The organism is Phenylobacterium sp. (genome assembly GCF_036677185.1).
Lineage (GTDB): Bacteria > Pseudomonadota > Alphaproteobacteria > Caulobacterales > Caulobacteraceae > Phenylobacterium.
Genome location: NZ_JAKFEN010000027.1, coordinates 1 through 25,681 on the forward strand (window position 1 = coordinate 1; position 25,681 = coordinate 25,681).

Consider the following 25,681-nt stretch of genomic DNA (forward strand, 5'->3'; position numbering starts at 1 on the left):
GTCTCAGGAACGGACGGGGCGTACGCCTACCGCATGGGGCCGCCGCCCTCGAACGCGAAGGACGTTTTCCGCACAGCGATCCGGACGCCGCTCGCGGCCGACGCTCACGCAGTCGACGCCTCCACGGTCGAGCCCGAACGTCCTCGCTGACCCACACCGGCATGGCGCCATGGAGGCGCCATGCCGGACGGCCTTATGTCGACCGTCTCGCGCAGCAGGAGCGGGCGCGGGCGGCCCGATCTGCGCCTTCGTGCAAGGCTCCCTTAAGGTCGCGCGGTCCATGTTACCGAAACGAAACTTGCCCCAACTCGGAGCGTGGCCTAGGTCTGTCGTGTCATGTGGAACCTGATCCGCTGTCTTGTCGCTGCGCTCGCCCTGGTCGGCTTTGTCGGCCAGACGACGGCGCGCGCCATGCCGATGGCGATGGCCGACACCGCGCCGGCAGCCACCCAGACGGCGCCCGCGATGATGAACTGCGCGGACATGCCCGGCATGTCGGACATGACCAATGCCGCCCCGCCACAGTCCCCGGTCAAAGGCCCGTGCATGGGCATGACGGCCGACTGCATCGGCAAGATGGGCTGCGCGACGGTGGCGATTCCTCTGCCAGCTTCGTTCGGAGTATCGGGGTCCGTGGCCTATGAGAGCGTGACCTTCGCCGACAGCAACCAGATGCGCGAGGGCGTGACCACGCCCCGTCTCTACCACCCTCCCAGACCGCTGGCCTGACCGCAGGCGCCAGCGTTGGCGCGGGCTCTCCTTGAGCGCTCGCCGACGTGCGAACGACGCCGTCAGCCCAGAATTGCCCGTCCGGACGCCGTCCGACGGACGCTCAATCGGTATGGAGGATGGTCCCATGACCTCCCGCAATCTCATTGCGATCGGCGCCGCGGCGCTGACGCTCGGCCTTTCGGCCGCAACCCTGGCCGTCGCGGCTCCCGCTGAGTCCCCAAGCGAAATCACCTATCGCGCCTCCCCGCGGTCTTCGAACCCGCACGACGTGTTCCGCGCCGTGATCAAGGTCCCGCGCGCGGGCTCCGAGCACGCGCGGATGGCCAACTGCGACTGCCCGATGATGACGGGCGACGCCGCCACGCGTGACATGTGCATGACCACGATGGGCGACCATCACGGCGCGGCCACGTCGCCCAAGGCCTAGCCGGCTCCAAACCCCGCGCCCGATTTATCCCCTGGCGCGGGGCGGAGGGGCGTCGGCGGCTCACGACGCCGCCGACGCTTCCGGCTCGCACCTGAGTCGCGACATGCACCCCAGCGGGAAACCATCATGCGTCTTGTCTTGACACTTGCCTGGGCGACCCTGTTCACCGGCGCCGCCCAGGCCGCGCCGTTGACTTTCGAGGCGGCGCTCAAGCTCGCCGACCACACCGCCCCCAGCCTCCAGGCCACGGGCGCCGATATCACGGCGGCCAGATCGTCGGCGATCGCCGCGGGCCGGCTTCCCGACCCAAGGCTCGCCGTCGGCCTCGGCAACTTCCCGATCTCGGGTCCACCAGCCGGAACCTTCAACGGCGACAGCATGACCATGGCGACCGTTGGCGTGACACAAGACGTCCCCAACGCCGCCAAGCGCCGCGCCGACCGCGAGCGTGCGGCGGCAGACATCGGCGCCGCGGAAAACGCGCAGGCCGTGGAGTCCCGCAACGTCCGCCTGAACACGGCGTTGGCCTGGATCGATCTCTACTATGCGAAGAAACGGCTCGCCGCCTTGGATGAGGTCGACAAGGCGCTGGCGCCGCTTAGATCCAGCGCCCCGTCGCAACTGGCCTCGGGCTCGGCGCGTCCGAGCCAGACCCTGGAGCCGGAGCAACTGACCGCCGCGCTGGGCGACCGGCGCGCCGACATGGTCGCCGCCGTCGGCAAGGCTCGAGCCGAGCTGGTCCGCTGGACCGGCGAGGCCACCGCAGACGTCACCGGCGACCTGCCCAGCTACAGCATCGATCCCGCTCGCCTGCGCGCCAACCTCGACGCCCATCCCTCGCTCCAGACCTATGAGGCCATGGGCCGCCAGGCCGACGCCGATGTAGCGCTGGCCAAGGCCGACAAGCGTCCCGATTGGAGCTGGGACCTGACCTACCAGCGTCGAGATCCGATGTACGGCGACATGGTCTCGGTCGGCGCGGCGGTCAGCCTACCGCTGTTCGGCCGCACCCGGCAGGATCCGGTGATCGCCGCCCGAGCCTCGACCGCCACCCGCGTGCGCTACGAGCGCGAGGCGGCGCGGCGCGGCTTGGCCGCCTCGCTTGAGGCCGACCTCGCCGACCACGCCATGCATCATGACCGGTTGATCCGCGCCCGGACCACGCTGGAGCCGCTGGCCGCGCGGCGCGCCGACCTGGAGACCGCGAGCTACGCCGCCGGGACCGCCGGCCTGTCCGAGGTGCTGGGCGCATTCCTGGCGCTGGCCGAAACCAAGATCGACCTCCTCGACCGCGAAGCCGACGTCCAGCGCGACGTCGTACGCATCGTCCTGACCTACGAAAGCGACGCCCCATGACCCGCGCCCAACTCGTCCTGTCGGCCGCCGCCATCGCCGTCCTCGCCGCCGCCGGCGGCTATGGCCTGGCCCAACTCGACAGGCCGTCGCCGCAGACCGCCGCGCCCGCCGCGTCGAGCGAGCGCAAGGTGCTCTACTGGTACGACCCGATGGTCCCGGCCCAACACTTCGACAAGCCGGGCAAGTCGCCGTTCATGGATATGCAGATGATCCCCCGCTACGCCGACGAAGGTCCGGCGGGTGGGGGCGGTGTGCGGATCGATCCCGCCGCCGTCCAGAACCTCGGTGTGCGGCTGGCCAGTGTCCAGCGCGGTGACTTCGCCCAGGGCCTCGCCGCCGTTGGCGTCCTCGACTTCAACCAGCGCGACGTCGCCGTCATCCAGGCAAGGGCCGCCGGCTTCGTGCAGCGGGTCTATGCCCGGGCGCCCGGCGACGTGGTCGCCGCCGGCGCACCGATCGCCGATCTGCTGATCCCCTCCTGGGGCGGGGCCCAGGCGGAATACCTGGCGGTGCGCCGATCCGGCGATGCAGCCCTGGAGGCGGCGGCCCGGCAGCGGCTGATGCTGCTCGGCATGCCCGCGGGCCTAATCGACCAAGTCGCGCGGACGGGGCGGACCCGCAACGTCATCACCGTCACGACGCCGGTGGGCGGCGCCATCCAGACCCTGGACGTGCGCCAGGGCATGACCGTGGGCATGGGCCAGACCCTGGCTCAGGTCGCCGGCCTGTCGACCGTTTGGCTCAACGCCGCCGTGCCCGAGGTGCAGGGCGGCCAGGTCCGTGTCGGCCAGCCTGTTCGCGCTGAACTCGCCGCCTTTCCGGGCGAGAGCTTCAACGGCCGGGTGACCGCGATCCTGCCGACCACCCAGGCCGACAGCCGCACGCTCACCGTGCGTGTGGAGCTTGCCAATTCCGGCGGCCGGCTCAAGCCCGGCATGTTCGCCACGGTTCATCTCGGCGGCCCGGCGCGGACGGCTCTGTTCGTGCCGTCGGAGGCGGTGATCCGCACCGGCAAGCGGGCCCTGGTCATGGTCGCCGCCGAGGGCGGCCGCTACCAGCCGGTCGAGGTCCAGCCAGGGCGCGACGATGCCGGACGGACTGAGATCCTCGCGGGCCTGAGCGAAGGCCAGAAGATCGTCGCCTCCGGGCAGTTCCTGATCGACTCGGAAGCCAGCCTCGCCGGCGTCCAGGCCAGGCCGCTCGCCGCCGGCGCGTCCGCATCGACGGCCGGGGCCGCGCCAGCCCTCTACGAGACGCGAGGCCGGATCGAGGCGCTGTCGGCCGGCTCGATCACCCTCTCCCACGAGCCCGTACCCGCCATCGGCTGGCCCGCCATGACCATGACCTTCAAGCTTGGCTCCCCGTCCCTGGCCGAGGGGCTGAAGGTCGGCGACCGGATCGCCTTCGGTTTCGAGCAGCGGCCGGGCGGGCCGGTCGTGCGTCGAGTCAGCCCGGCGGGATCGGCCCGATGATCGCCAAACTGATCCGCGGGTCGGTCAAGAACCGCTTCTTCGTCATCATCGCCGCCTTGGCCCTGCTGGCCGCTGGCCTGGTCGCCCTGCGCTCCACGCCGGTCGACGCCCTGCCGGACCTCTCCGACGTCCAGGTGATCATCCGCACGCCTTATCCGGGCCAGGCGCCGCAGATCGTCGAGAACCAGGTCACCTATCCGCTGACCACCACCATGCTGTCAGTGCCGGGCGCCAAGACGGTGCGCGGCTACTCGTTCTTCGGCGATAGCTTCGTCTATGTGATCTTCGAGGACGGGACCGACCTCTACTGGGCCCGCTCGCGGGTCCTGGAATATCTGAACCAGGTTCAGAGCCGCCTGCCGGACACCGCCAAGCCGGCGCTCGGGCCGGACGCCACGGGCGTCGGCTGGATCTATGAGTACGCCCTGGTCGACAGGACCGGCCGCCACGACCTGTCGGAGCTCCGATCCCTGCAGGACTGGTTCCTGCGCTACGAACTGAAGAGCCTGCCGGGGGTGGCCGAGGTCGCCTCGATCGGCGGGATGGTCAAGCAGTACCAGGTGGTGCTCGATCCGGTGAAGCTCGCCGCCTACGGCGTCACGCACCGACAAGTCGTGGACGCGATCCAGCAGGCCAATTCGGAGACCGGAGGCTCGGTGCTGGAGCTGGCCGAGGCGGAGTACATGGTCCGCGCCTCGGGCTATCTAAAGAGCCTCGACGAATTCCGCGCCATCCCGTTGAAGACGGCGCCCGGCGGCGTTCCGGTGCGGTTGGGAGATGTGGCGACCCTCCAGCTCGGCCCGGAGATGCGCCGCGGCGTCGCCGAACTGGACGGCCAGGGCGAGGTCGCCGGCGGCGTGGTCATCCTGCGTTCCGGCAAGAACGCGCGCGAGACCATCGCCGCGGTGAAGGACAAGCTCGTTGAACTGAAGAAGAGCCTGCCGCCCGGCGTCGAGGTGGTGACGACCTATGACCGCTCCCAACTCATCGACCGGGCCATCGGCAACCTGCGCCAAAAGCTCATCGAGGAGTTCATCGTCGTCGCCCTGGTCTGCGCGCTGTTCCTCTGGCACGTGCGCTCGGCCCTGGTGGCGATCCTCACCCTGCCGCTGGGGGTGCTGTTCGCGCTGATCGTGATGCGCATCCAGGGGGTCAACGCCAACGTCATGTCGCTGGGCGGCATAGCCATCGCCATCGGCGCCATGGTCGACGCCGCCGTGGTGATGATCGAGAACGCCCACAAGAAGATCGAGCGCTGGGAACAGGATCATCCGGGCCAGCGATTGGAGGGCGAGACCCGCTGGCGGGTCATCACCGACGCCGCCGCCGAGGTCGGGCCGGCCCTGTTCTTCAGCCTGGTGATCATCACCCTGTCGTTCGTACCGGTCTTGACCCTGCAGGCCCAGGAGGGCCGGCTGTTCGCCCCTCTGGCCTTCACCAAGACCTACGCGATGGCCGGGGCGGCGATCCTGTCTGTGACCCTGGTCCCGGTGTTGATGGGCTACCTCATTCGCGGACGCATCCCACGCGAGGACAGCAACATCCTGAACCGCTGGCTGACCGCGGCCTACAAGCCAGTGCTGGACTGGGTGATGCGCAAGCCGAGGGCGACCCTGCTCATCGCCGTCCTGGCCTTCGCCACCACCGCCTGGCCGCTTAGCCAACTCGGCGGCGAGTTCATCCCGAGCATGGACGAGGGCGACCTACTCTACATGCCCTCGGCCCTACCTGGCTTGTCGGTGCAAAAGGCCGGCGAACTGCTGCAGCAGACCGACCGGCTGATCAAGACGGTGCCGGAGGTAAAGAGCGTGTTCGGCAAGGCCGGCCGGGCCGAAAGCGCCACCGACCCGGCGCCGCTGGAGATGTTCGAGACCACCATCCAGTTCAAGCCGCGAGCTGAGTGGCGGCCCGGCATGACGCCCGACAAGCTGGTGGAGGAGCTGGACCGGACGGTGAAGGTCCCGGGCCTCGCCAATGTCTGGGCGCCGCCGATCCGCAACCGCATCGACATGCTGGCGACCGGCGTCAAGAGCCCGATCGGGGTGAAGGTGTCGGGCGCCGATCTCGCCCAGCTCGACCGCATCGCCCGTGATGTGGAAACCGTCGCGAAGACCGTGCCAGGCGTCAGCTCGGCGCTCGCGGAACGCCTGACGGGCGGGCGCTATGTCGACATCGACATCGACCGCGCCGCCGCCGCCCGCTTTGGGCTCAACATCGCCGACGTGCAGCAGGTCGTCTCCGGCGCGATCGGCGGCGAGACGGTGAGCCAGACCGTCGAGGGGCTGGCCCGTTATCCGATCAATGTGCGCTATCCGCGCGAGATCCGCGACAGCCTGGAAGGCCTGCGAAGCCTGCCGGTGCTGACGCCCGCGGGCCAGCAGATCACGCTGGGCACGGTGGCGAAGATCGAGATCGCCGATGGCCCGCCAATGCTGAAGACCGAGAACGCCCGGCCCTCGACCTGGGTCTATATCGACGTGCGCGGGCGCGACCTGAGCGCCGTCGTCAACGACCTGCGGCGCGTCGTCGCCAAGGACGTGAAGCTCTCGCCGGGCGTTTCGATCGCCTATTCGGGCCAGTTCGAATATCTGCAGCGCGCCGTCGAACGCCTGAAGATCGTCGTCCCGGCGACGCTGCTGATCATCTTCGTCCTGCTCTACGTGATCTTCCGCCGCCTGGACGAGGCGGTCCTGGTCATGGCGACGCTACCCTTCGCGCTGACCGGCGGGATCTGGGCGCTCTACCTCCTGGGCTACCACCAGTCCGTCGCCACCGGCGTCGGCTTCATCGCCCTGGCCGGGGTCTCGGCCGAGTTCGGGGTGGTGATGCTGATCTACCTGAAGCACGCCCTAGTGGATCGCGGGCCTGGTCCTTCGGGCGATCAGGTCGAGGACGCCGTTCGTGAAGGCGCCCTGCTGCGCGTGCGCCCCAAGGCCATGACCGTGGCGGTGATCCTCGCGGGCCTGGCGCCTATCCTGATCGGACACGGCGCGGGCTCCGAGGTGATGAGCCGCATCGCCGCGCCGATGATCGGCGGCATGCTGACGGCGCCCCTGCTCTCGATGTTGGTCATCCCGGCCGCCTTCTTCCTCATGCGCCGCCCGAGACGGGTCGGCACCGACTTCGCCCCACCCTCTCAAACCCAAAGGAGATCATCATGAGAGCTCTTCCCTACGCCACGGTCGGCGCGCTCGCCCTGACCCTGGCCCTCGCCGCTTGCGGACCAAAGCAGGAGGTGGCGACGGCTCCCGCCGAAGCCACGCCGGCGTCCGCAGCCCCGCCCTCGGGTGACGCCATGTCGGCCGACGCGGCGAAGTCGGGCGACATGTCGAAGATGGACATGTCCGCCGACGCTAAGATGGCCACGGGGACCGGTACGGTCACCGCCGTCGATCCCAAGGCCGGCACGATCACGCTGGATCACGGGCCGATCCCAGAGGCCAACTGGCCGGCCATGACCATGGCGTTCAAGGCGACACCGCCCACCCTGCTCGACACCGTCAAGGTCGGCGACAAGGTCGCGTTCGATCTCAAGCTCGGCGGCGGCGGCAGCGGCGGCGAAGTGACGGCGGTGCGGCCTCAGTAAGCCTGTTGTCCCTGGGACGATTGTTGTTCGTCTCAGGGATGCGGCTCTACGCCGCGAGGTGTCCGCTTCCAACTGAGCGGACCCCTTTGCCCGCATTCACCCCGATGGCGGACCCACTTTTTGTGTGGACCTCGGTCTCATCGCGTTGACGGGTGCAGATCAGCGCTGAAGCCGGGTACGGCGACGACCACACGTGGGATCGACAGCCGCCTTTGGACAATCACGGCAGCTTTCCTATCATCGTTTCGGCTGCTCCACCTGCCGCGGGGTATAGGTGTTCCCGGTGATCGCTTGGCCCACAGAGACACGCGCCGTAGCGTCTTGGACCCTAGCGGCGATCATGGTCGTGATCGTCGTCGCCGTAATCGCGTTGGGCGTCGTGGCCATCCTCATGGGCGGCGTGCATCACGTCGTGCAGGCGCTGCAGCCGACGGTCCAGATCCTGTCGCTCCCAGCCATTGAGGCGGCCGTCCCGCTGGTAGTAAGCGAGCCGGCGGCGCAGTTCCCGGACGTGCTCAAAGAAGCCTCGGGCTTCCCAGCGGGTGAATGACCCGTCCTCCAACCCGTGCTGGATGCCTTGATAGGCGTGGTCGAACTGTTGGGAGAGGCGATAGCTCGAGCCCCGCTCCCAATCGCTTTGTCCACGACCATAGTCGCGCTGATCGCGGCCATCGTAGTTTTGCGAACTGGCCGGAACCGCGGCGGACAGCGCGGTCGTGGCCACCAAAGCCGCCAGTAGCACTTTCATCGGAAGTCTCCTTCATGGGCCTGCATCGGCTTAGGAGAAGTAGAGCAGCCTTGCCCTGATTGTTGGCTGAGGCTTGACGTCATCTGCCGTTCACGTCCGCAGGCTGGGGCCTGGCATACTTGCGATCACAAGATCGCTTCAACGCGACGCGGTGTCGGGCCACCTCCGAAGTTAAGGCGGCGAATCCGCGGAGCGCTGGTAGCGCCTTCTCTTCTTAGGCGGAATTGTTGCGCACCGCTCCAGGGCGACAGCACTATCCAAGTTCGTCCCGGAAGACCGCGCCCAACTCGGATGCGGAAGCGCACTTCACGATGCATCCAAGAAGTGGGCCCAGAGCAAGACGCCAGCTCGGGAGGGAGCGCAACTCGTCGTCGGAAGGACGCGACTTACAGCGCGACGATGTGAGCTATCTGGTGCTCGCCCGTCGGCGGGGGGGTCTCAACCAGCCGGCTGATTTCCCGCAGTAGCCTCGCGGGCGATATTGGCTTTCCGACGACACCGTCCATACCGGCGGCGAGGTAGCTTTCGCACTGGTGCGCCAGCACATTGGCCGTCAGCGCGATGATCGGTGTGGAGGCCGCGGAACTGGCGGACGCACGGATGCGTCTCGTCGCTTCCATTCCGTCGAGCCGCGGCATCTGGATGTCCATCAGAATGAGATCGAAGTCGCCGCCCAGGGCGGCTTCGACGCCCTGCTCGCCGTCCTCCGCCATGGAGGCAATCGCGCCGAAGCTCTCCAGCATCTTGGTGGCGATCATGCGATTGGTGGGATTGTCTTCGACCACCAGCACCCGACAGCCATCGAGCACGGCGGCTTCGGCCGCCTCTTCCGGGACGGGCGGCTCGATCTCCTCAACTGGAAGCTCGAACCAGAACGTCGCGCCCTGTCCGCTCGCGGAAATGACGCCGACTTCCCCGCCCATCATTTCCACCAGCTTGCGGGTGATAGCCAGCCCGAGACCCGAGCCGCCGAACCGGCGGGTGGTCGAGGTGTCAGCCTGCTGGAAGCGCTCGAAGAGGACGGCCTGGACCTCGGCGGAAATGCCGATGCCGGTATCCTCGACCTCAAAGCGCAGGCGCGTCCCGTCCAGGGCGGTCCGCGTCATGGTCCGAACCGCCACCGACCCCTCGCGCGTGAATTTCACGGCGTTGCCGATCAGGTTGAACAGGCACTGGCGCAGCCGGAGCGCATCGCCTGCGATCCACGGGGGCAAGGCGCCCATCTCCAAAGTTAGCGCCAAGCCCTTCTCCTCGGCCTTCTGGCGCAGCATCGCTGCGACGCCTCCCAGCACCGCGTGAGCATCGACCGGTTCGCTTGTCAACGCCAGACGGCCGGCTTCCAGTCGTGAGAAGTCGACGATGTCGTCGAGCAACGCCTGGAGCATGCCGCCGCAGGACAACGCCTCATCGATCATGGATCGGGCCTGGGACGGAAGCGCCTGGCCCTTGAGAAGATGCAGGACGCCGAGGACGCCATTCATCGGCGTTCGAAGCTCGTGGCTCATATTGGCCAGGAACTGGGACTTGGCCTCGGTCGCCGCCTGGGCGGCCTTCTCGGCTTCGACCAACGCCAGCTCCTGGCGTTTACGTTGATCGACGTCTTTGATGAGGTGGATGCTGCGCCGCCAGCGGCCGGTGACATCCTTCTGGATCTCGCTGAAGATCCGCACCCAACGCTCGGATCCGTCGGGCAGCAGAACGCGTGCATCCAGGGGTTCGACCGGGCCGCCGTCGAGCCACGATCCGACCGCCGTTCTGACCGTCGTGGTGTCGTCGGGATGGACGAAGGGCCACACCGTCGCGCGTGCTTGTGCGTAGGTCATCGACTGGCCGACTAGGTCGTCGAAGCCTGACGAAGTCCACAAGAACGGCTCGTCGTAGCCGATCTCGACCACGGCGGCGTTGGCGGCTTGCAGGGCGATCTTCAACCGCTGGAACTGGGCCTCGGCATCGCCCCGCGCCTCGGCGAGCTCCGTCACATCCTGCGAGATTCCATGCACCACGTGCACGCCCTCAGCCGCGGACTCGGCGTGGACGTGGGCCCGAACCCAAATCCAGCGGCCGTCGGCGGCGCGCATGCGGTGGTTGAAGGCGCCAGCATGGCCCTGCTCCACCGCCGCGGTGATCGTGGCCAACACGTGCTCGTAGTCGTCGGGATGACAGACTTGAACAAACTCCTCCGGCGTCTTCATGCTGATCCCGGCGGCGGCGAGCATCGCGGTCCACTCCGCCGACCACAGGATTTCTTCCGTCCGGGGATCGTAGCGCCAGAGACCGACGCCCGCAGTTTGGGAGAGTAGCTTCTCCACTTGGCTCGCATGCTGCAGCGCTTCGGCGCGCCGGTATTCCTCCGTCACATCGCGCAGCATGCCCATCATCTCGCCCTGGGGACCGCGGCGAGCACTACCCTCAAGCCAGACCCAGCGGTCGTCCGCGCAACGCATCTGCATGCGCGACGGGACGTCGCCGTCGCGGGTCAATTTTCGCCCCATCTCGACGACGGGGCCGCGGCTGTCGGTGTGTAAAAGCGACAGAAGGTTACGCCCAAGCAGCTCTTCGGGCATCCAGCCGGTGAGCGCCGTCCAGGCTGGGTTGATCTCAAGGATGAGCCCCTCGGGCGAGACCACGCCGAACAGCTCACGTGCGTTTTCGAAGAACCAACTAGCGGTCAGGCGGCTAGAGGCATCATAGACGTCCGACACTCATGCGCTCCCGACCATGCAGGATTGATCCACGGAGCCAAACTTACGCGCCGCTGGTTAACGCCCTATGGTTGAGCACCGGGCGCTGACAATTTGCCGCATGGGTTTGGGGCCGGCGTCGCTCACTGCGGCCACGCAGTGTCAAGGCGTCTGTCGGCGGCTACTGAGCCTACGCAACTCCTTGGGGACTTCGTCGGTGTCAGCGACCAGGCCAGCCCGCGGCTGCGTTGCCATCTATCGCGCATAGGTCGTGAAGCTCGACGGACGAGCCGAGGAATTTCTGTGCCCCGACGCCGACAAGGCGGGCGCACGCTTCGGCTTCCTGGTCGAGGGCGCTGCGAAGGGAGAGCTCCGGCAGAGCGGACGATTGAATGAACTGATTGACCGAGAGAGATCGTGGGGAGCCTGCCGACGAATGTGCCGCGATCTCCGGCAAACCACTTGCCTCCAGCGCCAAACCGCGATGCGTGGGGCGAAGGACGTCGGTGGCCACGATCTTCTGGGGGTTGTACCGCCGCAGTCCAGACGTCACACATAGGCCTCTAATCTCGTAGCCGCGCCGTGACTTCGGCGCGCGGGGTGGTCGCCTATGTCACCGCAATCGATCAAATCTCGTCGCTACTACGTGACGGCGCTAATGTTTGTGCTCGCCGTCTTCGTGATTAGGCTCGCGATGGCTTCGAGTGTCGGCTCGGCCTATGCGTATTCCAGCTTCTATCCGGCCATCGTTCTGTCAGCCTTCTTGCTAGGTCTCGGGCCGGCGGTGTTCGCGACTAGCTTGTCGGCGTTGATCGCCTTCTGGTGCTTTGCCTATGCGACGCCGGACGTCGACCTTCGCACCGCGACGCTGCCCGCCGGGATGTTTTTGCTAGTTTCACTTGCCCTAAGCGTCCTTCTCTCAGGTTCGTATTGGAGGAGGTCGCAGTCTCGGTTAGGGCCGGGCACTTGTCGGCCTGACCTTAGTCACGTCGCACAAACTCAGCGAGGACACCCACCACTTCAAGGCGATGCGATTCGCCCTAGCAAGATTGGAACGAGCGAACAGCAAACGGTTCATCGCGCCCTACGGCGTTCCGCATAGCGCCCGAATGCGGGACTCTAGATTCGCCAATTCCGGAGGCGGGCATCGTTCGCAACGCGCGAATCGGTCACTCGATATGCAGCTAAGGAGCTCCGATGCCACCAAGAGCGTTTGGGGCAAGGGGACGGCTTTGCCTTCCTTCCCGGGAGGCGCATGGTCATTCGGGTCACGCGAGCCCGCGCTGGCAGGTTAGCGGGTCCATATCGGCAAGTGGGGTGTGGGCCCGCTAACCACTTCTGGCCCGCCACCGCGCCTAGCGCACCTGACATTCCGGGGCAGAGCGGCTGCCGGTAAGTCGCCTGCGAACCGTGCCGATCCGTCACGAACGAAGACGCGCCCGTTGCTCGTCAAACTCGCCTCCACCCTATCGAGACAGCTCGACGCGGGGCTCGTGGCCGAGCGCAGCCACCGGTCCCAATGGCTCGGGCTCGCCCGCGACACGTAGATTCGTCAATCGGCCGACATAGCCGAGCGGCGTCTCCGTCTCCGGGCAATAGACCGCGGCCGTCACCGCGAAACTGCCGGGCGCGAGCCAGTTCTCGAAACGGGCCGTCAATTCGACGGCTTGGCCGGCGGCAAATGGCCCCAAACCAAGCTGGGTGAGGCTGGCATGCAGGACGCTCACGGCGACGCCCCTGCCGTCGACAATTCCAATCCTGAGTTGGAGGTCGCCGACCGGCCGGCGAGCCGCAAGTTTGAGCCGAATCCGGCACGCCTCGCCCCTTCGACGCAGGACCTTGGGGGTCGCTTCCAAAAGCGTGATGGTCACCTCATCGACGCTGTCGTCAGCCGGCTCGCCTAGATCGCTATCGGAGCGGACGCGCAGCTCCTTATAGGCGATGACGGCGTCCTGCGGCTTGCCGTCGAAGAGCTTGCGTCCGCTGTCCAACACGATGATGCGGTCGCTAAACGAGGCCAGGGTGTCCGGACTGTGACTGACGATCAGGAAGCTCTGCCCGCTGGCCCGCATGTCCCGAATCCGGCCGTAGCACTTCATCCGGAAGGACAGGTCGCCCACGGACAAGGTTTCGTCGAGTATGATCAGATCACCGGGGCAATGAATGGCGCTGGCGAAGGCAAGCCGGCTGCGCATACCCGACGAATAGGTGCGCATGGCCTGGTCGTAAGCGCCTTCCAGTTCGGAAAAGCCGAGGATCGGCCCCATCTCGGCGTCCGCCTCGCGCGCCTTCAGCCCCATCGAACGCAGGATCAAGTGGGCGTTCTGGCGGCCCGTGAGGTTCGGATTGAGGCCTCCACCCACCGATAGGACCGGAACGATCCGGCCGTACCGACGCACCTCGCCCTCGTCCGGCGAGATCACGCCGGCCAGGATCTTCATGAGCGTCGTTTTGCCGGCGCCGTTTCGCCCGAGCACCCCCACGCTCTCGCCGCGCGCGACGGTGAGGTCCACGCGATCAAGCGCAGTCATCCAGGGCTCGGCGCTCCGCCGACCGCGAACTGCCGCGACCAACCGCGCCCATTTGGCGCGCGGATTGGCGAAGGTCTTCGTGACGCCCGTTGCGCGCACGAGCGGGAGGTCGTTGCAAGGGCGCACGGGCTCCGGCGTCAAATCCGCCCCGCTTCCCGTTCTCGCCGCGCCCAGTCCGCCAAGGCCCTCATCCCGTCATCGAGCGAAACCTCCGGCCGCCATCCCAGCACGTCGTCGGCCAGCCTGATGTCGGCCACGGCGTGCCGGATGTCGCCGGCCCGGAACTGCCCCGTGATCACATAGTCGTCCGCAGGGCGGCCAAGAGCCTGGAGCAGGATCGACGCGACGCGGGGCATGAATGCCGTCTTTCCGCTGCCGATGTTGATGGGAAGATCGCCCGCAACTTCCGCAACGCCGGCGCGAACCAGGGCGCGAACCACGTCGTCGACAAAGACGAAATCGCGCGCGATGTCTCCGTCCTCATAGATCTGCAAGGTGCGCCCATCGAGAACCTGCCGCGCGAAGATCGACAACACGCCGGTATAGGGGTTGCGCAGGCTTTGGCCGGGCCCATAGACGTTTTGAAGGCGTAAGACGCAGACGGTCGTCGGCGAGTCCACGAGGCCCTGCCGCAAAACGTACTCTTGCATCAGCTTGGTCGAGGCATAGATCGAGACGGGGGTCGGCGGCAGCCGCTCGTCCGTCGCCATCGGGGTCAGCGGTAGGCCCGCAGCGTCCAGCGGCGCGAACTGGCCGCGCGCCATGTCCTCCGCCCGCCGGGGATCGGGCGTCACCAGCGCGCCGGTTGTCGAGCGATATGCCCCTTCGCCATAGACGGCGCGTGAACCGGCGAGGACCACCCGCCGCGGGCGCGTCGAAAGCGCCCGGAGGCCCTCCACCAGCAGGGCAGTCCCGTTCACATTCACCTCGCAATACCGCATCGGCAGCTCATGCGACTGCCCTGTGCCGGTCTCCGAGGCCAAGTGGAAGACCGTGTCGGGATCGAACTGCCGGATTGTGTCCTCAAGCCTGCTGCGGTCCCGGATGTCGCCCTGAATGAATCGGCAATCGGCCAATGCAGGCGCCAGCGTCGGCGCGGGTCCATGCACTTGGTCGAGCAGGCTGTCATAGACCACGACCTCATCGCCCGCCGACACAAGGGTCTGCACCAAGCGGCTACCGATGAAGCCCGCGCCGCCGGTGATGAGAACCCGGGCCATCGGCGTTAGCGCACGGCCCGGCGGCCAAGCATCCGATCAAGCGGAGACTGCGCTAGCTGCCGCTCGAAGGCCCGAATCTCCTCCTTGAAGAGCTGGCGCCTGCGCATCAGTTCCGCGTGCTTCACGAACCCCGCCTGCCTGTCCACCTCCGCCAGCTCCCGCTTGAAGAGGCTCGTCGTCGAGTCGTCGACTCGACGAAGCTCCACCAGGAAGGAAGGACGCATAAAACCGAGGCCCACCTCCTCCTCCAACTCTTCGTAAGACAGGGTTCCGTCCGACAGCATCCGGCGAACCTCGCTCGTCCAGAGATGTCCATTGGGGTTGTCCACACAGACCCAGGGCTGGGTTGGCATGTCGGTATAGTGGATGAGGCAGGTCGTCTTGTCGTAGTGCTCGAGGCTGTTCCAGCGCAGCGGAAGGCTGTAGCTGATCCGGTCTTCGGGAACGATGCAAAGTTGCTGCATGAGTTGGGCGTAGTCGTATTCGCCGTCCAAGCCGCGCACGACGGCGTCCAGGTCCCAGTCGAGAGCCCCGCAGTCCAGCAGCATGACCGAACACTGCTTCGTGCGCGTCTGTGGAGCCGCCAACTTGGCGCTGCGGGCCACATGGGTCGGCAGCTCCTCCTGACATACGATGTGGGCCCCGTTCGCCGGCAGCGTCCAAAGCTCGCGGATGTCCCGGAACACCTGCATGTCGGCGTCCATATAGATCGCGCGGCCCGAGTAGCCGGCAAGCTTCGGAATGGCGAAGCGCGAAAAGGAAAAACCGGTCCTTTGTCGGTTGCGCGGATCGCGGGGGACCCGAGCCTGGACCTCCTCGAGGGATCGGACCTCCACATCGAGATCGGTGAAGCGCCGTATCGAATACTCCAGAACCCGCAGTCCGATCCGTTGCGAGCGGTCGGTGCCCACATAGATGCGAACCGTCTCGTCGCTTCCGCCCATAACCGAATTCTCCCCGCCAAAGACGTCCCCGACCTAGGTCGAGGGCGCGACACCCCGAACCAAGCTGACGCCCAGCCGCCGGGCGTCCACGAGCCTGGCGCGGCCCTTGCGCCAAAGGCGCGCGCCCTGCATGAGCCAGCGCGGGCCGCGCTCGGCAAATTCGGGAATGGCCTTGAGCTTCACCACGTCCAGGTCGATGTCCGCATAGTCGGCGAGGTCGACATGCCGCTCGCAGAAGCGCACCAGGAGGGCCGCCGTCTTCTCCTTGGTGCGGGCCTCGCTCTGGCCCGGTTCATGCCGACAGGAAACCGACCCGACATAGATATTGCTGAATCCAAGCCGCAGCCCACGCAGCCAGAAGTCCGCGTCGTTATACTGCGACTTGAAGACCTGCTCGTCGAACGGCCCGATCCGCTCGAAGGTCGCCTTGGCGACGGCCGCGCAGCAGAAGCTGACGCCGGCGCTCAGCCGTATCGTCTCCTGCAGCGGTTTGGCCTCATTTTCGCGAATGAGCGGCGTTGCGCCCCCAACCGCGCGCCGGATGAAGACACCGTTGGAGACAAGGCGGTCGCCGTCGCCCAGAACGCGGGGACCGGCGGCCAGGGCGTCCGGCTCGAGCGCCCAATCGCTGATTGTCTGCAGGCAGCCGACGTCCAGCATCTCGGCATCATTGTTGAGGAAGACGATCACCTCGCCCGACGCTTCGCGCGCGCCGAGATTGTCCTGAGCGCTCTTGTTGAAGGGCTCCGCGTAGGTGAAATGACGCACGCTTGCGCGGCCCTTCAACGACTTGCAGGCCGCGCGGACGGCCGCGACGCTTTCGGCGGTCGACTGGTTGTCGATCAGAAGAACCTCGAGTTCGGACCGCAGGGCCTGTCGCATGAGGCCGCGAATGCACTCCTGCATCAGGTCGGGGCGATCACGATAGTTGATCACGACACTGATCCTGGTCGCCGTCCTTGAAGGCGTCGGAGCCGCGCCCGTGCGGCGATAGGCCGGCGATCCCTCGGCCCAGGTCAGGCGGAGGATTTCGGGAACTTGGCGAATGCGATCGGGCATCCTGTCGGCCAAGATCCGCAGCGCGCCCGCCGTATCGGTCGCGCTGGCGATCCTCCCCTCCTGATGGAGTCCCTGCAGCACGCTTTTCGCGATGGCGCATCGCCCTCGGCAATCCACCTGCGCCAACAGGAGAGGATGAGGCCGCGGCCAAGCCAAACGAAAGGGATCCAGCCGCAAGCCGCGCGTTCGGCGCAGGAAAGCGTCGTCCCAGGTGAAGGCGACGGCGGCCTCGTCCTTTCCGGCGGCCTCCCGCAGGCGCCGGTCCCACTTCGCCGTCAAGGGATATTTCGGGTTCCATTCGACGACGACAGGCTCGCCACCCGGGAGTTGGACCTCGATGATGTTCATAGGCGGCGGACCGAAGACTGCGGAGTCAGGGACGTCATCCCCGACCTCTCACTGAGCATAGTAGGCGATACGAACCCGGCTGACCTCGACGCCGCGCCCCTTGCCTTCGGGATCGCCCCACACGGCGATGAAGTCGCGCGGCGCGGTGGTCGATGGTTCGGCGGGGACGTCGTAGGTGAAGCTATAGTCGGCGAACTCAGGCTTCAGCGCCACCTCCTGCCAGCCGCTTGAGGCGACGCCCGCGCGGGAATAGGCCATCCTCATGCTGGGCGAACCGTTTTCGGCGGCGCTGCGCGCCGTGACGACGACGGTGGCGGTCTTGCCGGAAATCGCCGGCATATCTTCCGGCGTCATCCGCACGATGGCCGTGTTGGTGTCGCCTTCCGGCGACGTCTGGGCCACCGTCGACCGGATCAGGTTCGCCACCACCGAGCCGCTCGGGTCGGTGACGATGTCCACGGTGTTGGCCGGCGGATTCACGGGCTGAAAATCGTTTCCGACCAAACCGGCTTGGAATATCACCACGGACTTCGGGGGAGCCGGAGCCGTCGCGCCCTGCCCCTTGTCGGCCTTATCCCCGCAGCCAGCGAGCGTCCCCATCACCAGGGCCAATGCGGTGACGAACGCGTATCTGGAGCTTTTCATTGGTCTCTTCATGATTGGAGTTGCCATGAGGCGTTGCGGAGCCGTCGATCTTAGCGTCTGCACACATAGAGGACGCGGAACGCGCCCGCCGGATCGCCAAACGGATTGGGATGGATTTGCCGGGCGACGTAGCTGAAGCCGGCGTCCCTCAGCCCGTCCACCAGGCTTCGCTCGCGCGCCCAGAAGCCGAAGTCGTTGTTCAGGGAGTTGCGAACGCGCCGCTCCTTCTGGGCGTCCGAAATGCCCTCGGGATGCTCTATATATAAGCGCCCCCGCCGGTTGGTTGCCGTCTCGATCTCCTCGCTCAGCCGATCTCCGAACTTTACCTCGCAGCCGGTCTCCGAGGTGTGCGTATAGATGACGCAGGTGTCGGCCGTAAGGTCGTAGAGCCGCCGCAGCATGGGATCGAAGTCCTCGGCCGCCAGGTGATGCAGTATTCCGAGGAACAGGACAAGGTCAAACTGGCCCACCTCGGCGACATCGACCGTGCGAACGTCGCCCTGCCGGAATTCGGCCGTGTCGAGGGACAGGCATTCCTTCACGAACTGGCAGCGATCGACATAGAGCTTTCGGCCCTCTATCCCCAGGACTCGCCGCGCCCCGGCCTGGGCTGCGGCCACGGCGTGGGCGCCCTCGCCGCACGCCAGATCGAGAACGGAGAGTTCGCCGATGTCGCGCTTGGAGGTGATGAACGGCACGGACTCGATGATCTGACGGCCGATCTTCTTCAGGCCGAGCGCCTTCTCGTAGTACATCTTGTGGTCGATGGTGACGGTCTCGACGCCATGGCCGAGGTCGAAGTGATGACACCAGACAATGCGCGGCTGAAGCGCTCTGAGGCCCTCTTGGAGTCGTGTTCTGGGCGAGGCCTCCCCCTGCTCGATCGCGATTGTCACCGTATGCCTCAGACCTCTCCCGCGCGCCTGCGTTGTGGGCAAGGTACAGCGGAACGCAGGCTTGAATTCAAGCGAAATTTCAGCCACTCGACGGCGCTCAAACGCGCACCGCGAGGATGAGCGCCGCGACCTTCGGAACAGGTCATTCATGAGTTCGCGGCGCTTAGGCGTCGGGGAGGGGGTGCGCCTATGCTCTTCAATTCGCCCGAGTTCTTGGTGCTGCTCGGGACGGCGCTTGCGCTCTATTGGTCTGTCGGCGACCAGCGGGTCCGTTTTGGAACCTTACTTGTCGCAAGCCTCGTCTTCTATGCGTTCTGGTACCCGCCCTACCTGATCATACTGTTCGTTCTTTGCGCCGCAGCCTATCCGGCCGCGCTCTACATAGAGCGAGCGGATGACAGGCGGGCGAATCTGGCCACCGCGGGATTTGTAAGCTTCATCATCGCGGTGCTCGCCTATTTCAAGTACACGGGTTATTTCGCGAGTCTTGCCGAACCGGTCTTCCGCAGGCTTGGAATCCAGATTCAGCCGGACGCGATGGCCATCGCCCTGCCGCTCGGCATCTCCTTCTTCACCTTCCAGCTCATCGCCTATGTCGTCGACGTGCGGATGAAACGCGCGCCGGCCGAGCGCAACCCGCTCATGGTGCTGTTGTTCATCTGCTTCTTCCCCCACCTGATCGCCGGACCGATCTGCCGCCCCAATCAGCTCATCCCGCAATTGGCCGCGCGGGCGCGCTTCGACGCCAGGGGGTTCTTCTGCGGCGGCGCGGTGCTCGCCGCCGGTCTGTTCCTGAAGGCCGGGTTCGCCGACAATCTCGCCCCCTTCGTGGGCGGCGTCTTCCGCACTGCGGGGGAGGCGACGGGGGGGCAGGCCGTCTCGGCGACGATCAGCTTCGGAATCCAGATCCTGGCCGATTTCTGGGGCTATTCAACCATGGCGCTGGGCATGGCGATGATGTTCGGCGTCTATCTGCCCATAAACTTCAACCTGCCCTATCTGGCCACCAGCCTGCGGGATTTCTGGCGCCGCTGGCACATGACGCTGTCGTTCTGGCTGCGGGACTATCTGTATATCCCGCTCGGCGGCTCCAGGGAGGGTCGGTTCCGCACCAACCTCAATCTCTTCATCACCATGGCCCTCGGCGGCCTGTGGCATGGGGCGGCGAACACCTTCATCATCTGGGGCCTGATCCATGGTGCCTATCTGGTGTTTGAGCGCGGTGTGACCTGGGCGCTGGGCAAGGTCCTTCCCGCGTCCGGCCTTCCGCCCGTCGTCCAGGGCTGGTTCGCGCGGCCCGCCGGCTGGCTGGCGACGATGGGCGTGGTCTTCGTCGCCTGGGTGTTCTTTCGGGCATCCTCGGTCAGCGAGGCGTTTCAGATCCTCGATGCGGCGAGCACGCCGCTCACCGGATGGGATCAGGTCCCACGCCGCACGATCGCGCTCATCCTGGCGTTCGCCGTGCTGATGGTTCCGGTCCATCGCCTTATCACCGCCGGACTTAATCGGCAGCTCGCCATCCCGTGGGCCCTGGCGGCGACCTTTTGGCTTTGCGTGTTGGCGGTGGTGCTTCAGGCTCCCGAGCCGATCCCGTTCATCTACTTCCAGTTCTGAGGGAACCCGGAGATGCGTATGCACTGGGCGCTGGCGATCCTCATCATCCTCGCGCCGTCCGTGACGCTGGAGTGGTTCGCGCGCACCCACCTCTTCGATTTCGCCAGCTATACGCAGAGCGAGAAATTCGACGTGTCCTGGAAGCGCCTGGCCGAGACGCCGGGCGTCAATGTCGCGATCTTTGGCAGCTCCGAGGCGCTCTATGGGCTCGACCCGGCCGTCATCGAGCGATCCACGCGGACGCTCGGCTGCGATGCCAAGGTCTTCAACCTTGGCATCGAGGGGTTTTCCACCGGCCACTATGAGCTGTTGCTCAACCACCTGGAAATCCGCGACGTCATGCCCGAGCTCAAGGTCGCGCTGATCGTCGTGAACATGATCGAACCTCAGGAGAGTCTTCCGCGCACCCGGCAGACGGGATTCGATTGCAAAACCATGGTGGGAGACCTCCAGCGAAGCGTGTTCGGCTCCGCCTTCGGGGCGGACCACGGCATGGGAGATCTATGCAAGGACGACACGGCGGACCAGGCCTGGCGGCGCCCGGTCGACACCGCCCTCGGCCGCGTCAGCGCCGCCTATCGGCATCGCGCGGTCCTGCGCACCCTACTCCTCGACCAATCGGCCGGCCGGCGCGAGGAGGCTGACAGGCGCATGGCCAAGGTGACCGACCGCGGCTTCTACCAGGCCGGCGACATGACCGGCGGCAATTACGGATTCACCGTCAACCGTTGGAAAACGCAGATCAGACCGGACTGGGGGACGCCTCCGCCCATGGACTTGTGGAACGGCTATATGCAGGTCGGCGGCATTCTCGACCGCCTGGCGGCCTATTTCCGCGTACGTGGCGTCGTGCCGATATTCGTCTCGGCGCCGACAAACCCGATCATGATCAACGACACCGGGCGGCGGCCATTCTACAACAACAACGCCAAGCTGTTGTCCGACTGGGCGCAGCGCCAGGGGATCGGCTATGTCGACACGGGGCCTCTCGACGGCTTTGATCCAAAAGCCGACTTCGAGGATCACCGCCACACGAGCGCGCAGGGCGCCCGCAAATTCTCGGCGATCGTGGCCCAGTCCCTGGCCAACGGCTCCGAACTCTATCGCGGCGCGGTCTGTCGTGGAGCCTAGACCTTGGCCGAGACGGGCGGGCGCGTGATGCGACCGCCCAAGATCCACCCCACCGCCGAGATCGTCGGCAAGGAGCGCCTGCTGCTCGGATCAGCGGCTCAGGTCCGACGCCACGCGACCATCGACTGTTCACGGGGCGGCCAGGTGACCCTCGGCCCGCGGACCGTCCTGTTCCCCTTCGCCATGCTGCTTACCCATGGCGGAAACATCAGCATCGGCCGCGACTGCACGATAAATCCCTTCAGCGTGCTCTACGGCCACGGCGGCCTCGAGATCGGCGACTATGTGCGGATCGCGACCCATGTGGTGATCATTCCGGCGAACCATGTGTTCGACGACCCGGATGTTCCGATCACGAGACAGGGCCTTACGATGCAAGGGATTCGGATCGAGGACGATGTATGGATCGGCGCCGGGGCCCGGATCCTAGACGGCGTCACCATCGGGGCGGGCGCTGTCATCGCCGCGGGGGCCGTGGTGACGGCCAGCGTGGCGCCGCGACAGATCGTCGGCGGCGTCCCGGCCGTGGTCATCGGAGAGCGCTCGAAGACCTCCCCAGAAGCCGGCTAGGCCCCAAACGGGGGCGAAGACGTCACCGAGCGAGGCTCCGGCTGGATCATCGCCGCATCGGCCTCGACCCTGTGGGCTACGGCGGCCGGTCGCGCGACCGCCAGTTCACCCGTCCCGCCCGCCAGATCATCGGCCACCGCCCGCAACTCGGGACGGCCGGCGTGGAGCACCTCCAGGACGATGCGATGGGCCGCGTCCCCTTCAAGGCAAACCCGCCTCGTGAATATCTCGCCCGCCGATAGGTCGGGCGCAGACTTGGCGCAGTCGTCGCAGAAGGCGAGCCAATCCGTCAGCTTTTCGAGGATCGGCAACGGCTCGTAGGCGCTGAGCTCGGCGACGTCGTAGCCCGCGACCGCGACGGGCCTATTGGCCTCGGCCGCATCGAGCGCGACCGTTGAAGGCGTCGTAATGACGCCGGCAAGATGCGGGGCGAGCGCCGGTGCGTGCCAAGGCTCCCACTGAGGATCCCAAGGCTCCGCCATAAGCAGGTTTTCGGGGCGATCCGGCAGGGCGGCGGGATTCTTCGCGAGCCACTGTCCGGCCGGGTGCGGCCGGACGAGGAACACCATGGATGGGCGCGCTCGTGCCGCTGCGGCCAGGTCGGCGAGAAACCGCTGCCGAAACCCGTTGGAATATCGATCCCAGTGGAGGTTCTCGAAGACGCCGATCACCGGCCGCCCGTCGAAGAGGCTGGGGAGCTGCGCGCGGTGAGGCGTTCGCCGCGACTGCACCCGGCCGACGCCCACCGTCCGTACAAGGATTTCCGGCGCGACCCATTCAGGCAGCCGGTCGGGTGGACCCCAGGTGAAGATGGACTGGGAGGCGATGGTGAGGTCCGGATAGGCCGGATCGCGATAGGTCAGGCCGAGGTTCTCCAAGCCGTGCTGCAGGGTGTAGGTGCGGACGCCTGCCGCATTCGCCAGTTCGGTGAGGCCCCGTGCGATCTTCTGGGGCCCAGCGCTCGTCTCGGAGGCGGTGATGAGGGCCTCGGCGCCCCGCAGCCAACGGGCGTCGAGGTTTGGGACATCCCTTCCGGTGATCATCGTCGGCGAGATGCGCCGTTCGATCAGGGCTTCGACCACCCGCGGAGAGGTCCGAGCGGCGCGCTCGCTCACCGTGACGGCGGCGTAGACGCCGGCCCTGCGGGCCTCATCAATCAGCGGCAGAATCAAGTCCAGGTCCTGCACCAGGTCAATGAGGAACAGGATACGGCGGGAATCGGAAGCCAGGAGTTCCCGCGACGGGCCCGCATCGGCGCAGACATCGCCCAGCAGCTGTTCCCACTGCGCGCCTAGCGCCTCGATCGAATACTTTCTGGCGATCACCCCTCGGGCTTTCAACACGTGAGCGCGCCGAGCGGCAGGGTCCTTCAGATAGCGCGCCAGACCTGCGCCAAGTTCGCCGACTTCGACGCAATCCTTGAAGTCATCAAGCGACTCGATGGCCTCGGCGACCACGGGCACGCCGCAGGAGAGCGCCATGAGGGCTCGATTCGCGGACTTTGATCTGGAAAACGGATCGTCGCCGGCCGGCATGACAAAAGCGCTGGCGCTGTCCAGGAGGTCGTAGGTCCGCTCCTGCGTCCATTCCACGTACTGGGTCGGTACGCCCAAATGGCGAAGAAACGCCTTGTACTTGCGTTCGCTGTTGCTGACGACCACCAGGGTGTACGGGTGCTCCTGGTAAGCTCTGCGGAGCTCGGCGGCGATCGAGAGCAGGGTCAGCATTCCAAAATCGCTATGGGGTCCGCCGTGATTGCCGAACCACACTACCGTCGGGCCCTTGACCCCGGACGGGTCTGCGCTTGAGCTGGCCGCGCGGGCGCGGCTGACCTTCTTCGCCGATTCCGCCGCGTAGCGGTATTCCCGCCAGATGGCGTGCGCGACCTTGGCGCTATGGACCGGTCGTCCGATGGCGCGTACGGCCCGGCGCAGCAGGGATCCCGCGCCCGGCGCGGCCGGGGCCATGTTCGCTCCGGCGGAGCCTGTCGCCTCCGCCCCCTCGGCCTCCCGACGTCGGGCGTCTTGCTTCCGCACGAATGTCTGAGCTGCGGCGTAGATCTTGCGGCTCTCCGCGCAGTCCGGGATCACGAAGGGGGCATGCCCGCTCGTCCCATAGGCCTGCAACCTGCGCGCAAGATAGGGCCCGGTTGTCGTAATGGCGGCGAGGCGGGGCTCCATTGCGGCGAAGACGGACCTGTGGAGCGTCTTGAGCCGAGGCCGGTAGTCCAGTTCCAGGATATCGTCGCAGAGGTCGAGGACGACGGGCACCGCCGCATCGTCGGCTGCGGCCAACAGGCTTACCATGCCTGCATCCAGGCGTTTTACAATGACCAAGGCGTCGAGCCGCCCAAGCGACTCCATGGCCTCGTCGGCCGATTCAAACATCTCGTTGACGTGGCCCAGCCGACCCAGGGCCAGGGCCGGATAGATGACGCGATGCCGTACGCTGGCGATATCGAGCCGGAGTTTCGGGATACACCACCCGATTCGCATGACCACTGGCCACCCTTTTCGTTGTAATACGCGGCCGACCCGACACGTTAAGCAGTCGTCGGGCACCTTGTTAGCGGCCGCGGTCGGCTGCTATTCGGATCATCCCGCCCAGCTCGCCCACGACATTACTCGTCCTTAGCTCTAGGCGAGCTCGTCAACTCCCCGATCGAACCTGTGTCCGCAATCCCGGGTTTGCCGTCAAGACCGATCGCCCTGTGGCGACCCTCCTCCTGCACAACCTGGGCGGACGGCGACAAGTTTCCTGGCGACCGCGACCATGAGGGGGGTTCTTCCGGCCCGCTGGGACGTCTCGCGTCGATCCTCCACCGGCGCCGGGCGGCGGGCCTAGCCGGTCGCCTTGACAATGAACCCCTTGCGTAGAGCATGAGGCGCCTCGCCATAGCGCAACGAGAACACCAGTTCTGGCTTGTCGATCATAAACGCGTCGACGGCGGACTTCGCCATGGGATATTCTTTGGAGAAATAGTCATCCAGAAATATGATCCCACCCTGCAGCATCCTTGGATAGAAATATTCCAAGGTCTCTATGTGCCCGTCGTATAGATCGCAGTCTATATTTACAAAGACGTATCGTTGATCATTCAGCGAGGCCAGGGTATCCTTGAAGAACCCCTTGATGAGCGTAACGTTATTGTTCGCGTCGGCGTCCGACAGGTAGGCGAGGACCTCGCGCTCAGTGGTGTCTGAAAACAGGTGCTCGCGGACGTATTTGGCGTTCGGGGTCGCCTGCTCGAGATCCTGTTCGCCGAGGCGGGGGAAGCCTTCGAAGCTGTCGAGGCCAAGAAATTTGACCTTCGCCTTTAGGGCCGCAGCAGTCTGAACCAAGGCGCGGAGGGAGCGGCCCCGGTAGACGCCGGCTTCGGCGACGTGCCAGACCCCCTCGGCCTCGAACACGTCGCGATGGAACGCCATCGCATTCGCCATGGCGTGCCTGAAGGTCTGCAGCAGGGGCACGCGTTCGGCGAATTCGGGATCGTAGGGCAATCCAGCCGGGATCTCGGTGCTGGCGGTCAGTCTTGGGCGCGTGGCCTGGGCGACGACGCTCGACTTTCCCGTCGGGCGTGTCGCCTGGTGCCTGTCCGGCTGAGCCCTGGGCGGCGGCGGATCCTCCAGGACAGGCGCGTCTTCGAGGGGCTCGCTGAGTTCAGGTATGTCGGACAAGTTACTCTCCAAGCGCTTACTCGAATTCGGTATTGGCCGGGCTC

At 66.3% G+C, this 25,681-nt stretch carries 20 protein-coding genes and 1 pseudogene; 9 read left to right on the top strand and 12 right to left on the bottom strand.

The window, feature by feature from the left end; all coding sequences use genetic code 11:
- Positions 1–336: 336 nt before the first annotated feature.
- From V6M51_RS16225 to V6M51_RS16250, 6 genes are all read left to right on the top strand, one after another.
- Complete coding sequence (locus tag V6M51_RS16225; protein ID WP_332768822.1) at positions 337–729, top strand: hypothetical protein; 393 nt, start codon at positions 337–339, stop codon at positions 727–729.
- 127 nt (positions 730–856) lie between these two features.
- Entirely contained in the window at positions 857–1,159 is a 303-nt protein-coding gene (locus V6M51_RS16230; RefSeq protein WP_332768824.1) for a hypothetical protein, read from the top strand.
- 126 nt (positions 1,160–1,285) lie between these two features.
- Positions 1,286–2,515 (top strand): TolC family protein, encoded by a 1,230-nt coding sequence (locus V6M51_RS16235; RefSeq protein ID WP_332768826.1) that lies wholly within the window; start codon positions 1,286–1,288, stop codon positions 2,513–2,515.
- Positions 2,512–3,987 carry an efflux RND transporter periplasmic adaptor subunit gene (locus V6M51_RS16240; protein ID WP_332768828.1) on the top strand — a complete coding sequence of 492 codons (1,476 nt, stop codon included), beginning with the start codon at positions 2,512–2,514 and terminating at the stop codon, positions 3,985–3,987. Before V6M51_RS16235 ends, V6M51_RS16240 begins: the two co-directional genes overlap by 4 nt.
- On the top strand, positions 3,984–7,148 hold the full coding sequence (locus V6M51_RS16245) for an efflux RND transporter permease subunit (protein ID WP_332768830.1): 3,165 nt from the start codon (positions 3,984–3,986) through the stop codon (positions 7,146–7,148). Before V6M51_RS16240 ends, V6M51_RS16245 begins: the two co-directional genes overlap by 4 nt.
- A complete protein-coding gene (locus V6M51_RS16250) occupies positions 7,145–7,573 on the top strand; it encodes a copper-binding protein (RefSeq protein ID WP_332768832.1) in 429 nt (142 codons plus the stop codon). The genes V6M51_RS16245 and V6M51_RS16250 overlap by 4 nt, the downstream gene beginning before the upstream one ends.
- 328 nt (positions 7,574–7,901) lie before the next feature.
- Here the strand turns inward: V6M51_RS16250 and V6M51_RS16255 are convergent, their stop codons facing one another.
- From V6M51_RS16255 to V6M51_RS16295, 10 genes and pseudogenes are all read right to left on the bottom strand, one after another.
- Positions 7,902–8,321: a hypothetical protein gene (locus tag V6M51_RS16255; RefSeq protein WP_332768834.1), complete on the bottom strand. Its 420-nt coding sequence runs from the start codon at positions 8,319–8,321 to the stop codon at positions 7,902–7,904.
- A 386-nt stretch (positions 8,322–8,707) separates the two neighbouring features.
- Positions 8,708–11,023, bottom strand: coding sequence for an ATP-binding protein (locus tag V6M51_RS16260; RefSeq protein ID WP_332768836.1), 2,316 nt, complete (start codon positions 11,021–11,023; stop codon positions 8,708–8,710).
- A 199-nt stretch (positions 11,024–11,222) separates the two neighbouring features.
- Positions 11,223–11,516 (bottom strand): hypothetical protein, encoded by a 294-nt coding sequence (locus V6M51_RS16265; RefSeq protein ID WP_332768838.1) that lies wholly within the window; start codon positions 11,514–11,516, stop codon positions 11,223–11,225.
- 952 nt (positions 11,517–12,468) lie between these two features.
- Positions 12,469–13,197, bottom strand: coding sequence for a Wzt carbohydrate-binding domain-containing protein (locus V6M51_RS23910; protein ID WP_442957864.1), 729 nt, complete (start codon positions 13,195–13,197; stop codon positions 12,469–12,471).
- A pseudogene (locus V6M51_RS23915) lies at positions 13,186–13,494 on the bottom strand (ATP-binding cassette domain-containing protein); the annotation flags it as partial. The pseudogene V6M51_RS23915 and the gene V6M51_RS23910, both read right to left, overlap by 12 nt.
- Before the next feature lie 176 nt (positions 13,495–13,670).
- Positions 13,671–14,753 carry an SDR family NAD(P)-dependent oxidoreductase gene (locus V6M51_RS16275; RefSeq protein WP_332768841.1) on the bottom strand — a complete coding sequence of 361 codons (1,083 nt, stop codon included), beginning with the start codon at positions 14,751–14,753 and terminating at the stop codon, positions 13,671–13,673.
- Between the two features lie 5 nt (positions 14,754–14,758).
- Entirely contained in the window at positions 14,759–15,697 is a 939-nt protein-coding gene (locus V6M51_RS16280) for a glycosyltransferase (RefSeq protein ID WP_332768843.1), read from the bottom strand.
- Positions 15,698–15,730: 33 nt separating this feature from the next.
- Positions 15,731–17,104 (bottom strand): glycosyltransferase family 2 protein, encoded by a 1,374-nt coding sequence (locus V6M51_RS16285; protein WP_332768845.1) that lies wholly within the window; start codon positions 17,102–17,104, stop codon positions 15,731–15,733.
- Positions 17,105–17,152: 48 nt separating this feature from the next.
- Positions 17,153–17,749 carry a hypothetical protein gene (locus tag V6M51_RS16290; protein WP_332768847.1) on the bottom strand — a complete coding sequence of 199 codons (597 nt, stop codon included), beginning with the start codon at positions 17,747–17,749 and terminating at the stop codon, positions 17,153–17,155.
- Positions 17,750–17,799: 50 nt separating this feature from the next.
- A complete protein-coding gene (locus tag V6M51_RS16295) occupies positions 17,800–18,645 on the bottom strand; it encodes a class I SAM-dependent methyltransferase (RefSeq protein WP_332768848.1) in 846 nt (281 codons plus the stop codon).
- Positions 18,646–18,834: 189 nt separating this feature from the next.
- Between V6M51_RS16295 and V6M51_RS16300 the strand changes: the two genes are divergently transcribed.
- Genes V6M51_RS16300 through V6M51_RS16310 form a run of 3 tightly spaced genes read left to right on the top strand, consistent with a single transcriptional unit; the run spans position 18,835 to position 21,960 of the window.
- On the top strand, positions 18,835–20,259 hold the full coding sequence (locus V6M51_RS16300) for an MBOAT family O-acyltransferase (RefSeq protein WP_332768850.1): 1,425 nt from the start codon (positions 18,835–18,837) through the stop codon (positions 20,257–20,259).
- A 12-nt stretch (positions 20,260–20,271) separates the two neighbouring features.
- A complete protein-coding gene (locus V6M51_RS16305) occupies positions 20,272–21,390 on the top strand; it encodes a hypothetical protein (protein WP_332768852.1) in 1,119 nt (372 codons plus the stop codon).
- A 3-nt stretch (positions 21,391–21,393) separates the two neighbouring features.
- Positions 21,394–21,960, top strand: coding sequence for an acyltransferase (locus tag V6M51_RS16310; RefSeq protein WP_332768854.1), 567 nt, complete (start codon positions 21,394–21,396; stop codon positions 21,958–21,960).
- On the opposite strand, the gene V6M51_RS16315 is transcribed toward V6M51_RS16310, so the two are convergent.
- Positions 21,957–24,455 (bottom strand): glycosyltransferase, encoded by a 2,499-nt coding sequence (locus V6M51_RS16315; RefSeq protein ID WP_332769061.1) that lies wholly within the window; start codon positions 24,453–24,455, stop codon positions 21,957–21,959. The genes V6M51_RS16310 and V6M51_RS16315 overlap by 4 nt on opposite strands.
- A 345-nt stretch (positions 24,456–24,800) precedes the next feature.
- A complete protein-coding gene (locus tag V6M51_RS16320) occupies positions 24,801–25,637 on the bottom strand; it encodes a TylF/MycF/NovP-related O-methyltransferase (RefSeq protein WP_332768856.1) in 837 nt (278 codons plus the stop codon).
- Positions 25,638–25,681 lie beyond the last annotated feature (44 nt).

Bases quoted from the DNA above. Each gene is read 5' to 3' on its own strand.
- V6M51_RS16225 (WP_332768822.1), top strand. From the start codon at position 337: ATGTGGAACCTGATCCGCTGTCTTGTCGCTGCGCTCGCCCTGGTCGGC.
- V6M51_RS16230 (WP_332768824.1), top strand. From the start codon at position 857: ATGACCTCCCGCAATCTCATTGCGATCGGCGCCGCGGCGCTGACGCTC.
- V6M51_RS16235 (WP_332768826.1), top strand. From the start codon at position 1,286: ATGCGTCTTGTCTTGACACTTGCCTGGGCGACCCTGTTCACCGGCGCC.
- V6M51_RS16240 (WP_332768828.1), top strand. From the start codon at position 2,512: ATGACCCGCGCCCAACTCGTCCTGTCGGCCGCCGCCATCGCCGTCCTC.
- V6M51_RS16245 (WP_332768830.1), top strand. From the start codon at position 3,984: ATGATCGCCAAACTGATCCGCGGGTCGGTCAAGAACCGCTTCTTCGTC.
- V6M51_RS16250 (WP_332768832.1), top strand. From the start codon at position 7,145: ATGAGAGCTCTTCCCTACGCCACGGTCGGCGCGCTCGCCCTGACCCTG.
- V6M51_RS16255 (WP_332768834.1), bottom strand. From the start codon at position 8,321: ATGAAAGTGCTACTGGCGGCTTTGGTGGCCACGACCGCGCTGTCCGCC.
- V6M51_RS23910 (WP_442957864.1), bottom strand. From the start codon at position 13,197: ATGCGCAGCCGGCTTGCCTTCGCCAGCGCCATTCATTGCCCCGGTGAT.
- V6M51_RS16275 (WP_332768841.1), bottom strand. From the start codon at position 14,753: ATGGCCCGGGTTCTCATCACCGGCGGCGCGGGCTTCATCGGTAGCCGC.
- V6M51_RS16280 (WP_332768843.1), bottom strand. From the start codon at position 15,697: ATGGGCGGAAGCGACGAGACGGTTCGCATCTATGTGGGCACCGACCGC.
- V6M51_RS16285 (WP_332768845.1), bottom strand. From the start codon at position 17,104: ATGAACATCATCGAGGTCCAACTCCCGGGTGGCGAGCCTGTCGTCGTC.
- V6M51_RS16290 (WP_332768847.1), bottom strand. From the start codon at position 17,749: ATGAAAAGCTCCAGATACGCGTTCGTCACCGCATTGGCCCTGGTGATG.
- V6M51_RS16300 (WP_332768850.1), top strand. From the start codon at position 18,835: ATGCTCTTCAATTCGCCCGAGTTCTTGGTGCTGCTCGGGACGGCGCTT.
- V6M51_RS16305 (WP_332768852.1), top strand. From the start codon at position 20,272: ATGCGTATGCACTGGGCGCTGGCGATCCTCATCATCCTCGCGCCGTCC.
- V6M51_RS16315 (WP_332769061.1), bottom strand. From the start codon at position 24,455: ATGCGAATCGGGTGGTGTATCCCGAAACTCCGGCTCGATATCGCCAGC.